At 54.0% G+C, this 11,599-nt stretch carries 10 protein-coding genes and 2 pseudogenes; 6 read left to right on the top strand and 6 right to left on the bottom strand.

Annotated elements, in window-relative coordinates; translation table 11 throughout:
• Window positions 1–15: 15 nt before the first annotated feature.
• Window positions 16–148: pseudogene (locus HVO_RS21515) on the top strand (winged helix-turn-helix domain-containing protein); the annotation flags it as partial.
• A 68-nt stretch (window positions 149–216) separates the two neighbouring features.
• Window positions 217–405, top strand: a pseudogene (locus tag HVO_RS21510) (IS630 family transposase); the annotation flags it as partial.
• A gap of 238 nt (window positions 406–643) precedes the next feature.
• Here HVO_RS21510 and HVO_RS20470 read toward each other — a convergent pair.
• From HVO_RS20470 to HVO_RS02450, 3 genes are all read right to left on the bottom strand, one after another.
• Window positions 644–1,057, bottom strand: coding sequence for a hypothetical protein (locus tag HVO_RS20470; protein ID WP_144064021.1), 414 nt, complete (start codon window positions 1,055–1,057; stop codon window positions 644–646).
• Window positions 1,058–1,772: 715 nt separating this feature from the next.
• Complete coding sequence (locus HVO_RS19800; RefSeq protein ID WP_013035103.1) at window positions 1,773–2,381, bottom strand: hypothetical protein; 609 nt, start codon at window positions 2,379–2,381, stop codon at window positions 1,773–1,775.
• A 3-nt stretch (window positions 2,382–2,384) separates the two neighbouring features.
• Window positions 2,385–2,696: a hypothetical protein gene (locus HVO_RS02450; RefSeq protein WP_004043063.1), complete on the bottom strand. Its 312-nt coding sequence runs from the start codon at window positions 2,694–2,696 to the stop codon at window positions 2,385–2,387.
• A gap of 390 nt (window positions 2,697–3,086) precedes the next feature.
• Between HVO_RS02450 and HVO_RS02445 the strand changes: the two genes are divergently transcribed.
• Window positions 3,087–4,085 (top strand): IS110-like element ISHvo10 family transposase, encoded by a 999-nt coding sequence (locus HVO_RS02445; RefSeq protein ID WP_013035025.1) that lies wholly within the window; start codon window positions 3,087–3,089, stop codon window positions 4,083–4,085.
• A gap of 326 nt (window positions 4,086–4,411) precedes the next feature.
• Here the strand turns inward: HVO_RS02445 and HVO_RS02440 are convergent, their stop codons facing one another.
• Window positions 4,412–5,593, bottom strand: coding sequence for a tryptophan--tRNA ligase (locus HVO_RS02440; RefSeq protein WP_013035127.1), 1,182 nt, complete (start codon window positions 5,591–5,593; stop codon window positions 4,412–4,414).
• 699 nt (window positions 5,594–6,292) lie between these two features.
• Here HVO_RS02440 and HVO_RS02435 point away from each other — a divergent pair.
• On the top strand, window positions 6,293–7,492 hold the full coding sequence (locus HVO_RS02435; RefSeq protein WP_049914835.1) for a tyrosine-type recombinase/integrase: 1,200 nt from the start codon (window positions 6,293–6,295) through the stop codon (window positions 7,490–7,492).
• A gap of 206 nt (window positions 7,493–7,698) precedes the next feature.
• Here the strand turns inward: HVO_RS02435 and HVO_RS02430 are convergent, their stop codons facing one another.
• The gene (locus HVO_RS02430) at window positions 7,699–8,865 is read right to left on the bottom strand and encodes an ISH3 family transposase (protein WP_013035069.1); all 1,167 of its coding nucleotides are present in this window, start codon (window positions 8,863–8,865) and stop codon (window positions 7,699–7,701) included.
• A 67-nt stretch (window positions 8,866–8,932) separates the two neighbouring features.
• On the opposite strand from HVO_RS02430, the gene HVO_RS19795 reads away from it, so the two are divergent.
• Window positions 8,933–9,673 (top strand): outer membrane protein assembly factor BamB family protein, encoded by a 741-nt coding sequence (locus HVO_RS19795; protein WP_257721167.1) that lies wholly within the window; start codon window positions 8,933–8,935, stop codon window positions 9,671–9,673.
• 301 nt (window positions 9,674–9,974) lie between these two features.
• Window positions 9,975–10,508, top strand: a complete 534-nt coding sequence (locus HVO_RS02425) for a hypothetical protein (RefSeq protein WP_013035045.1) — start codon at window positions 9,975–9,977, stop codon at window positions 10,506–10,508.
• 337 nt (window positions 10,509–10,845) lie between these two features.
• On the opposite strand, the gene HVO_RS02420 is transcribed toward HVO_RS02425, so the two are convergent.
• Window positions 10,846–11,487, bottom strand: coding sequence for a helix-turn-helix domain-containing protein (locus tag HVO_RS02420; RefSeq protein WP_013035173.1), 642 nt, complete (start codon window positions 11,485–11,487; stop codon window positions 10,846–10,848).
• Between the last annotated feature and the right edge of the window lie 112 nt (window positions 11,488–11,599).

Below are 11,599 nucleotides of genomic sequence, written 5' to 3'. Positions count from 1 at the left end.
CTCAACCAACTGCTCGAACTCCTCCGCGATGGCCAGTCGTGGAAATCACAGGAGATGCAACATCTACTCAACGAGGAGTTTAACGTCCAGTACCATCTGGACGATTTCAGTACAGTCTTGCGGAACCTCGGGTTATCCTACTCGATTCTGCATCCGAGACGTCTCTCGCGTCTAAATGACGGTGGACAGTTGACGACGATGTTCGAATGGACGGTGGGGACGGTGATACGTCGTCGGTTTTTTGACGTGTCACATCCCCAACTATGGGACAATTCGACCAGCCTGTGACACGTCGATCATCCGCATATTGAACGACTGCTGGTTCTGATTGACGAACTAGCGGTCAGATTTCACGCACTCAACGGTCAAAACGTGGTGAACTTCCCAGAGAATCAGACGAAAGAATAGATTTTGGCTCTGTTGAAATCCTTCAGCGTTGACATTGGAGAGAGCGCTCCTTCTGGCTAGTTTCCGTGGATCACAGTAAAAACTAGTCTCGCAACAAATCGCAAGACGGAAAGAGGGTTTCAACAGAGCCAGATTTTCGAGTGTCTCGAAACGATTCGCGAGCAGAATCCCGCGACACGGATTTGCTGGTCTTGGACAGTACCAAATGTACAATCTTATAACAATTCGATGTTTATCATTTACGTCCAATGCCGAATTGATATGCCACGAAGTATGTAGTAAATATGGATATGCTAAATAGTGACAAGTAGGTAATTAGGAAATAGAGCAGTTTAACAATTGAGTTTGGTGAGGCAATGTCAAAAAAACCTAATAATACTGCAGAGATGGCAAGACCAAGTAGCGAAACAGCCAACAATTCAAACTTACTAGACCATGCACTAGACCGCCCAAGCATGAAGTCTCTTGGAGGGGTATCCATATTATAACGACACTCAGTTAATTGTATTAAAATTAACGCCCATACTCCATCCTCACCGAGGGCGGTAGTTGATGCGACACCGATATGGCCTGCCCGAACCACGAAAAGCCCTAGAAAAACGCAAAAATAATCTCCTCCGGCTCTGTTGAAATCCTTCAGCGTTGACATTGGAGGGAGCGCTCTTTCTGGCTAGTTTCCGTGGGTCACAGTGAAAACTAGTCTCTCAACAAGTCGCCAGACGGAAAGGGGGTTTCAACAGAGCCCCTCCCCCGAAACTGTGGGGTTCCACACAACCTCGGAGGATGGAAGTGTTGCGTGCCTTCTATTCTTCGCTCGTAGCTGTGAAATAGGAGCAGTCTGTCGATTTGTATTTCATATCACTCAGAAAATCTTTCCAAAGTCTCTCACCATACTAAATTCGAAAACCGATAGACGAGAGCCTAATCAAACTCAATTGACGTGAAAATAAGGCACGCAACAGAACCCATCCTCCGAAACTGTGGTCCAGATCCCCGCCACATTTTGTATAGCAATATGTGATTTACTGTTATATTGCCGCCTCAGTTCGTCATTTACTAATTGCGGTTGTGTATCTGCCACTCCTGCACAAGCCAAAGTATTAACTAGATTGGAGATTGTCGTAGACCAATGAAAATCTCATATTCAGAACCACTCCAACACGAAGCGAGCGGGTTACTCCCCGGTGAGCACGCGTGAATTCGGAAGTTGACTCCCAGGGTTTAGAGACTGAAGACACGTCTTCAGAGAACGAGACGAGAGAAAAACGCTACAAGTGGTCACAGATGAGCCTCGACGAACTTGCCAGCGTCGTCCACTGCGTCGATCTGCGTTGTGAGTGACGTCGATTCATCTGGTACGCTTGTCAGGGCAATAGGTTTCCATCTAAGTACGAACTGCAGTCAATCGGGATTTCCTGCCAAATCGCTTGTATCGCACTGTAGCTTGTCCACCCCTCACCCTCCAGAAGCTCTCCACACGCCTCACAGAATTCCTGCTTCGAACAGTTGCCGTTCTTGTGGAGTAAGTAGAGCAGATAGGAGGGAGCGACTGCGACACCGTATTCGTCTCGTTCCTCGAAGACTCGGTTTATCGATTCTCGACCTCTCTGATCCATGAGAACGACGAACGTGTAGCTTTCTGGGTGCTGTTCGAGTTCTTGTTCTAACGACTGTTCTCCAGCGTCTGGTCCGTGCGGCCGGGGAACGCTATTGATTGTGGTAAACGCCGTGTTTGAGGTGTCTTCAAACGGTTCGAGTGCCGCTACACTCCCATCGTGAATCCACTTTTGACGGCTTCCGTCAGGCGCATATTCAGACTTGTCGCGGGTGTGTCGCTTCAACTCATGAATACAGACGTTCGTCGTCGTCAGATTAAGGCTGCCTACAACCTTCGGCCACAGAGATGTATTTGCGACAGAAATGAGTGCGTCAGTATCTACAAGAACAGGGTGCCGTATCTCGTCTGAGCCCATTCGTTACTTGTTCTGGAAGACGCCATCGGTACTGAGCGTCTCCGCCTTCCCGACTGCCTCGCGTTCTCGTTCGATATCCTCGAGCAGATCGCCGATGAGGATCTCTGCAACGCCTTCGTCCAGTTCTCCGTCGAGGTACTGTTGGTGTAACTCGACTCGCTCTTCATTCGAGAGTACTTCCCGAAGCTTCTCCTTGAGGCCCTCTCGAGCGAGTTCACTGATGTTAATCCCTCCCAGACGCATCTCACTGAGGCGTTGACTTGCACGCTTCTCGTCAGCCCCCCTAAACTGGATTTTGTCGTTGTTTGTTGCCATGGTAACCGGAGATAATCGCTCTACGAATATATTTGTTGTGACCAGCCATCCGTGTCATGACAAACTGCTCTGGTGGCAATCCCAATATAATGATAAAGAGAAGTTCTCTGTCTGTTGCACGTCGCTTCTGACAGTACTCAGTGAGGTTGCTGCGGCCGTGCTGACTTGATGGAAATTCTGCTATCCCTGCGGAGCGTGAATCAAGCATGGGACGCAAGAGACCGAGCTGTATTCCGTGCCCCAGAGCACGTGGTGCTGACTGGTCCGAGTGCGAAAGAAGCCGAGTTATGGGCGTCACAGCCCGGATGCCGCTCCTGGCGGCATCCGGGAAAGCCCGCATAGGTGAAGTTCTGATTCACGCACCGCCGTCCTATCCCGGAGGAACAAGCAATGTACCTCGGAATCGACTTACACAAACGGTACGCACAGGTAGCAGTAATCGACAGCGAAGGCCAGATTGTCGAAGAGGTTCGCGTCAAAAACGCGAACCTCGACGATCTCGCTCGACGCTACGCTGGCTCTCGTGCGGTCATCGAGGCGACCAGCAATTACTACCACGTCTACGATACGCTCGCGGAGTACTTGGACGTAACCGTCGCTCATCCAGGTAAACTGACGCTCATCGCTCACTCCGACAAGAAAACCGACCGCGTCGACGCCAAAGAACTCGCGCGGTTGCTTCGACTCAACTCCGTTCCGCAGAGTTACGTTCCCACCGACGAGATCAGGCAAGCCCGCGCACTCGTGCGCGGGCGACAGACATTGGTCGAAGATCGCACCAAGTTCGCCAACAAGATCCATGGCTTGCTCGCTGACAACGGTATCACCCGCGAGGTGAAGCCACTGAGCGTGAAGGGACGAGAGTTCCTCCGGGAACTCTCGCTCCCGTCCCCGTGGGACGCGTTGTTGGAGTCGTACCTTGACGTGGTTGAGACCCTGACCGAGCAGATGACACAGCTGGAAGCTGCGATTGAGGAGCGCGCTGGGTCTCTGAAGGAGACCCAGCTGCTCATGACGATTCCTGGAGTCAGTTACTACTCCGCGTTGCTGATCTACGCAGAACTTGGAGAAGTTGATCGGTTCGACAGCCACAAGGAGGTCGTGAGTTACATGGGGCTGAACCCGACGATCCGCGAGTCCGGCGACTCGCGGATCGAGGGTGGTATCTCGAAACGTGGTTCAGGACGGGTGCGGTGGATTTTGGTTCAGAGTGCATACTCAGCAGTGTACACGTGTAAAGACGAGTATCTGAGCCGGTTCTTCCACCGGTTGAACCGTCGGATGAACCCGAAAAAAGCAATCGTTGCGACGGCGCGAAAACTGCTCGTCTCGATGTACTACATGCTCGTCCGGGAGGAAGTCTACGATCCACCGGGGGTGAGCGCCTGAGGAAGGGAATCTGAGGAACGCCAGTCCGGCGTTCCTCAGTGGCCGGATGGAACCAGCGTGAGCGACAGCTATCGCGGAACTCGTACCGACCGCCTATCGGTTGTGGAGGTCTCAATCACCACGTTGCCCAGTGGTTTTTCACCGTTGAAGAACGAGAGACACGGAATCGTGCGAACAACTTTATCGCTAGCGGTGGTTAGTTGAGCCAGCAGAATTTCCATAGGTGAATACAGAGCGCAAGTCGGTCAATTTGTTCGGCTGATTATGCGGAAGAACAGCCCTGTCTAATTAACGCCGAATCAGGGACAAAGCGGCGATTGAGACGCCTACTGTTGCGACAGTGCATTATCAGGATACCCTGCCTGTCTCCGTGCAGCCTGCCGCTCGGTTTCAGTCAGTCGATATGCAGACAATTCTTCCTCCAGCGAACCGAGTGCCGACCGACGCGCCTGATGAGCTTCAAGGAAACCCGCGATACGCTCTGCCGCGAATTCCTTGAGTTCACCACTCAATAGAGATCCCTCACGGTACTCCTCTGCGAGTTGTTCTACCCTCTCGTCGCTCTCCTCAAAGAAGTAGTACAACAATTGGAAGGGGACATCAATCTCCGGATTCCCGCCTTTGGATCGATGTTCTTCGATGCTCGTCCGTCCACCTGAGAACGCGTACGTACGGATTTTATCGGTGACCGTTTCCCGGTCGTCCGAAAGGAGGATACTCGGGGCGTCGTCAGACGAACTCATCTTTCCCGGCCCTTCGAGACTCGGGAGGAATTTCGAAAGCAATGCCCCGGGCTTTCGTACGTCGTACCGTTTTTTCGCGGCAATGTCACGACAGACGCGTACGTGTGGGTCTTGGTCTACTGCAATTGGAACAAGTGTTGGGTGACGCCCTTCAACAAGTTGTGGAAGGAGCAGATGGGTTGCTTGGACAGCAGGATAGAATGACAGGCCGATATTCTCGGGTTCTCCGTACGTCGCATCTACTGTTGATTGGGTCACTTCCTTTGCAAAGGCAGTGGCAAGTGGGTACACCACGTCGGCATCTGCTGTATCTACGATGATGCGAGTGCGGTCAGGGTCGAAGCCGACGGCAAGGAGGTCTCGGAGATTCTGGCGAGTGTAGTCGCTGATTTCGTCCATTGATTTGTTCTTTAGGAAGTACTTCTCGTCGTCGGAGAATGGTATGTAGACGAGTGTGCCAGTCTGTTCTTGGAGATACTTTGCAAAGTAGAAGGGGAAGATGTGGCCGATGTGCATCGGCCCGGAGGGGCCACGTCCGGTCACGATTGAATGGGGTTTGTCATCGTTTGCGGCGTCGAGGAACGGGTCTACGTCTCGTTGGGCATAGAATACGTCTCGACGGACGAGTGGGTGGCTGGGGTCGGGGAACCGCGTTTTCTGTTCGGAAGTGAGTCGGTCGGCTCCGAATCGGTCGAGGAGCCGGTCGTAGTTGATGTCGCCTTTGACGGCGTAGGGTGTTACGGTGAAGTTGTCTTCTGCTGGCATTGGGGTTGTTGACGAGGTAGTCACTTGGAGTACGATACAGCGAAGAAGCGAGTGAGCATCGCGGTGGTATCGTTGGGTGAAGCCCTTCCGACCCTATACCGAGATACTGTCCACTTCCCGTGACGCGTGCCAACGCCAGCAGTTGACGTAGGAAGTGGACTCCATACACCTGACGAAGGGTACGTGTGATATATAACCTGTGCTTCGCTTATCACGTTTTCTTACATGCTGTACTATCGGGCCTGTCAATCTGACCTGCTGAACTCACCCTCTGCATGTGTCACGCCACTCCTGTCAAGAGATGGGAGTTTCAACTAGTCCGTTTTTTCAACTATCTCAAACGACCACCTCACAGCGAAGGGTCACTTCGAGTGTTCAGCACACTTTCAACGGGAGTACCGCGTGAATTTGGTGGGTCTGTGTGATCGTCACTTGAGAATGAGAGAGGTGATTTCGAGTGTTCCACCTTGGTCTGCGGACGCTGCATATTAGAAAGACCACTCCCGCACAAGCCAAAGTATTATTTTGCTGTGAAAAGCAGCAGAGACCAATGAAATTCACTGGCTCGAAACCGTCCCGAAATACGACAAACGGTCGGTCGGACAGCAACTCGGCATGACAAAGCAGTCCACCAGCCAGCAACCAGACGACGAATCCACGGACCCAGAGACGCGTAGCCGTCGCTACAACTGGTCGCGTATGGACCTCGACGAACTCGTCGATGTCTACTGGCAAGACATCGCACCGAAGCGATATCGTGACGGGTTCGACGAGGATCGAGACGTTCCAACGTACAACTGGCTCACCGAACACGGATACAGTGGCATCGCGTACGCACTGCGCGAGCATCACGATTTGACGCCCAAACAGTTCTTCGTCAATGTCGTCGGCCTCGAAGACGAGGATTCCGACGAATGGGAGTGGAAAGTTGACCACGAGGCAACGGTGAACGCACTCGACGCGTACCTCACGTCGATAGAGACTCGTGGTGGACGAGCAGAGAGTACCGTCGAGACCCATCGGACGAGGTTGGCGAAGTGGGTTCGAACGTATCGAGAGCTGCATGGGACTGATGCGTTGCTCGAACCGCTGTCTGAGTTAGACCAGCAACCGCAAGAGATAGAGCGTTGTCTCGCTGTCCTCGACGTCTTCGACGAGGTACTATCGACCGACCGGTCGAAACTTGAGTACCTGCACGTCGCTAGGGCATGGTATGCCTTCGTGAAGCGCCGGAAGTACGCAAAGTACAATCCACTCTCGGAAGCTGGTGAAGAGTTCGGCTGGGAAGCAAACGAGCCAGACCCACAGGCGTTATCGGCGTCGCAGGTCCGTCGAATCTACAGTGAGGTCGACTCGCCTGAAGCGGAATTACTCGTGGTTGCGCTTGCTAGTTGGGGATTACGACCCTCCGAGGTTGCCGCGTTGCACGTCGACCAGGTGGTCTTAGATGCTGAGGACCCGCATCTGTCGTTCGATGATGGAGAGCGGAAGAACGGCCCTGGAGAGGTGACGCTGCTGTATGGGGTTGACGTCGTCGCTGATCGGATTGATGCTCTCTCTGACCGTGAGACGTGGAATGGGTATCTGTTCCCCTCTCGGTCGTCGTCGACGGGCCACGTGTCTGTGAGTACGGTTCGACGTCGATTCAAGCAACTTGCTGACCGTGCTGAGGTGGTTGTTGACGGGGATACGCCCACGCCCAAGATGGGACGACGGTTCTGGTACTCGGCGTATCAGGAAGCTGTTGGGGAGGTTCTAGAGGGATTGGAAGGGGTGGCTGAAGATCAGGGGAGTTCGTCGACCGAGGTTGTGCTTCGGAATTACTTGTCGAGGGAACAAGAACGGAGGGCACGGCGAAGGAGGATGTATGAGAAGTTGGAGGAGGCGTTTGAACAATAGGAAAGAATCGCTGTACTAGAATCAGTACCTCACAAAGCATCCTCGGCTAGCTGTTTCTGAAGCCTGAGTTCTGTGGCGGAGCGGTTGGACTGGCGGTTTCGACGAGAGAATCATGGACGGATCGGCGGAGAGCCGTCGCTGTCGGCGGCGGCTGCCGCCGACGCGACAGCGTCGCCACTCCCACCGTTGGCTAGCCCGGTCGGGAGTTACCGGTGGAACCGGTCGTCCGGTGGCCGGTTCGCGGGGACGGCCCGACGCGTCGCGAGGGCCGTCCACGCTGCCCGTCGGATCATGTTGATGAACTCCTTGAATGGCCACTGCCAGAGGCGACGCCCGCCTCGGCGGGGCGTCGCCACGTACTCCCAGTGCAGATACCGCCACACGTTCTGTAACAGCAAGCTCACCACGACGTACAGCAGCCGTACAACCGGATTTTGTGTCGAGGTCGTCGCGATACTTTGTTCAGAGAGTCGATAGCTCGCCTCGATACCGAAGCGTTTCGCGTAGTGGTATCGAGCGTCTCGTGGTGAGTCGATGAACGGCGCGTCAGCGGCGTAGCCGTGACGCGCCACGCCATGTTCGTCGTACCGTCCGTTCTGGTAGGTACAGTCAATGTAGACGGGGAACTCGACGGTCCAGCTGTGACCGTCGAGTCTCGCCGTCAGACTGTGCTGAATCACGCGACTCCAGCCTTCCGAGAGTTCTTGCTTGATTGATTGTCCCCAGCGGACGATCGGCATGACGTAGGCGTGGTTGTGCGCCTGAAGCAGCGTCAAACACTTGCTGTCGTAGAATTCGCGGTCAAGATAGACGGCCTTGACACCGAGGTCAAGGCCGTCGAGAATACCGAGGAACTCTGCGAGGACACTGCTGGCGGTGTCGCCGTCTTCGAGACGGCGCACCGCCAGCGTGTAGCGTTTGTTCTTCACGCGTGCGTACAGCGTCGCGTAGGCGTGGAACGCGGTGGTTCCACGCTTCGCTTGTGAGTGATACAGGCCGTCCGTGTCGTCTTCGTCACCATAGTAGGGCCGCAGGTGGAGGTCTGCGCAGACCTCCACCTGCTGGGGAAGGACGTCGAGAACGTCTTTCTGGAGGAGCATGTTGCCAACCTGTTCGAGCGTTTCTAGATCGAATTTAGTGCGGAGATGGTAGAGAACGGAGTTTTCGTGGGGTGCATCTTCGCTTCTCTCACAGAGCGTTGAGACCGAGGTCCCGTCGGCGCAGGCGCCGACGAGGACCTCGTAGATGTCTTCAGCATCGAGTTCAGCGTTTTCAGCGAGTGAGAGAGCAACTTCCTCGTCAAGAGAGTTGACGAGGAAGTTAAGGAGCTGGTCCTCGTGGATTTCATCGTCTGCTTGCTGGGTTTTAGACACACCTTCTGCAAGCAGACCTTCTAACTAAACGGCTTTGTGAAGTACTGATATTGGCGATTAGGAGCATATCTTCTATGCATTCGATAGCACCACTGGCAGTGAACGCTGGCGCTACGATGCTGGTGCGATACTTAATCATGATTCAGTTGTTGCTGATGGGGTGGTGTATTTCAGTGACGCGGATGGAGTTATTCACGCGGTTTCAGCAGCCGATGGGGCTGCTATCTGGAGTCTCGACACCGGCTTTGGAATCACATCACTTGCGATGAGTGATGGGGGTATTTTCTTCGGGGGATCTAATTCACGGATCTCTCGGCTCAACGCAGCAACTGGCGTGGTCGAGTGGTCTCATCCTGTTCCATACTCTCCACGACACATTGTCCTCGTCGATGGGATTGTGTATGTTGGTGGCTGGCCGTATCTCGCGACCTACGACGCAGCAGATGGAACAGAACGTTGGCGTGTCTATGTCGGGACAATTACCAACTCACCAGCGATCTCTGATCGGCTCATCTATCTCGGGTCTACCAACAACCAACTACTTGCACTTGATCGAGCGACTGGTGAAGAACAATGGGCCTTCAGCGTTGGTGACCACCCGATTCAAGGAATTGTCTCGTCGCCTGCTGTTGTCCAAAATCGTGTGTATTTCGGCGGCTACGACGGGTACGTATACGAACTCCATGCACGGACAGGCAAGCTGATGTGGTCATTCGACACCGGTACTGAGATCACAGGGTCGCCAGCTGTCGTTAACCGGCGTCTGTATATTGGGAGCCGCTTAGGGGGAATGTACGCATTCGGTTGATGAACGACTCCAACTCTATACTGGACTCACAGTTCACCACCAGTTTTGTCGGCGGGTAAAATCGACGATCTAAGTCTAGTGGGCTCTGTTGAAACCCTCAGCCGCTGATCGTTTGTTGAGGATGTGCTGCATGTCGAGCGTGTATCTCGCACGAACCCACCGATTGCCCGTTGGCGGTTTCTGCCTTTGACTGCGAGTTCCAGGGTCAGTGATTCCATAGCTTGGACTCTCTGGAAGATAATAAACGAGCCTCTCGGAGTGAGGCAGCGCTGATAGGGAATCTCCACTCGGACTATGATTGATGACCAGTACGACGAAGGCTACGGCTGATCTCGGCCGTGGCTACGCACAGGTACTCGCCACTCGACTCAGAGCAGTTCCCGCCCTCGCATGGATTGCCGCGGCTGTCGGCGGGTTCCTCGGGAGCGTCCCGCTTGGCCTGATGATGCAGTACGGGAACCCCAAACCCTTAATCGCGCTCGCCCTGCCGATGATGTACGGCCTCCCCGGGCCAGACCTGCTCGCTGGATGGGTGATTCACCAGTTCCACGGCGTCGCACTCGCAGTGATGTACGTCGCCGCCGTCCAATGGGAACCACTCACCGAGTACCCAAGGACGCTCCGTGGAGCCGTTGTCCTCGCAGTTGTCGTCGGCGCTGTTTCGACGGTGCTGCTCTCGGTGCTATTGATGCCGCTTTGGCTCGGTGCAGTCGGCTACCCGTTCACGCCGGCGTTCCCCGATCTTACGATGCCCGAGAAGCTCTGGAGTATCCTCGGTCATGTCATCTACGCGCTCCCAGCAACGGTCGGGTACGCGCTCGTCATGAGGCGGTGAGGCCCCTGTACTTGTTGAGGACATCTCCCTTTGGCCTCCTCTCCTCGCCGGATTTGCAGCGCTGTTCGCCGGTGTTGGCGCGTCCGTGACGAAGAAGCGGCCGAGCGACACTCCTGGGGCTGTCGACTGGGCCGCAATGGTGTTGCTCGTCGGCACCGGTATCGGTCTGAGTTCGCTTGGGACAACACAGTTCCTGTCTGGTGCGGGATTTGGGACGGAGATGCTTGTCCTCTCGGGGATTTCGTACGGATAGACATCGAGATTCTCTAGTTAGCTCCTTGAGCAATGTGTGGTTCTCGGGTGTCTAGATTGGTCAGTAGAACTTTTGAAAATACAGTTATCTGATGAGTGCAGAGAAAACACGTTGTTCGACTTTTCGGAGATGCTCGCTCACAGTCGTAGTTGCGACACCAATCTGAGTCGCAATCTTCTCGTGAGTGGTTCCTCTCGGTGTTTCGTAGTATCCCTCCTCAACTGCCAGAGTGAGTACCTCTACCTGGCGCTCAGTCAATAGTGAGATGATCACATTCTCCCCTGGCTTACGCTCTCCCTTTCTGAGGAGGGTGAGTTCAATATCTGATGGAATTTCCGAGATGACACGATGAAGCGTTTGTTCATCTCCGCTCATCGTGATCTTGAGTCCATCATCAGTATGTGTTATGGGTGTCTCGAACACGATTCCGTGTGACCGGGCAAGAGAGAAAAATTCACGAATCGGCTTGAGTGGGCGACCGTGGATGTACACAAGCCCACTTCCGTTCTCTGGCACATCACAGGAGATGACCTCTTTGTGGTCCGTGAGGTATGTTCTCACCTGATCGAGGTCGCCTCGAAGATGGTAGAGCAGAATAATCGTCCCATCTTTGAGAATAGTAACGTGGTGCAGCGACTCACGGATTATCGACGGATCCGCTGCGAGTAACTGATTCGCCGGGTGGAATCCGCCTTCGACTGAGATCTCCAGCGTAATCGACTTCATGAGATTACTCCGATTTCCTTTGACTAATAAATGAGCCTATCTAGGTGAGGCAATGCTGACATACAAATTCCACTCTAACGATAATTTGCCTCATGAAAAGACAAAGCCTTGG

Source organism: Haloferax volcanii DS2 (genome assembly GCF_000025685.1).
Taxonomy (GTDB): domain Archaea; phylum Halobacteriota; class Halobacteria; order Halobacteriales; family Haloferacaceae; genus Haloferax; species Haloferax volcanii.
This window is presented reverse-complemented; position numbering and strand designations above follow the sequence as displayed.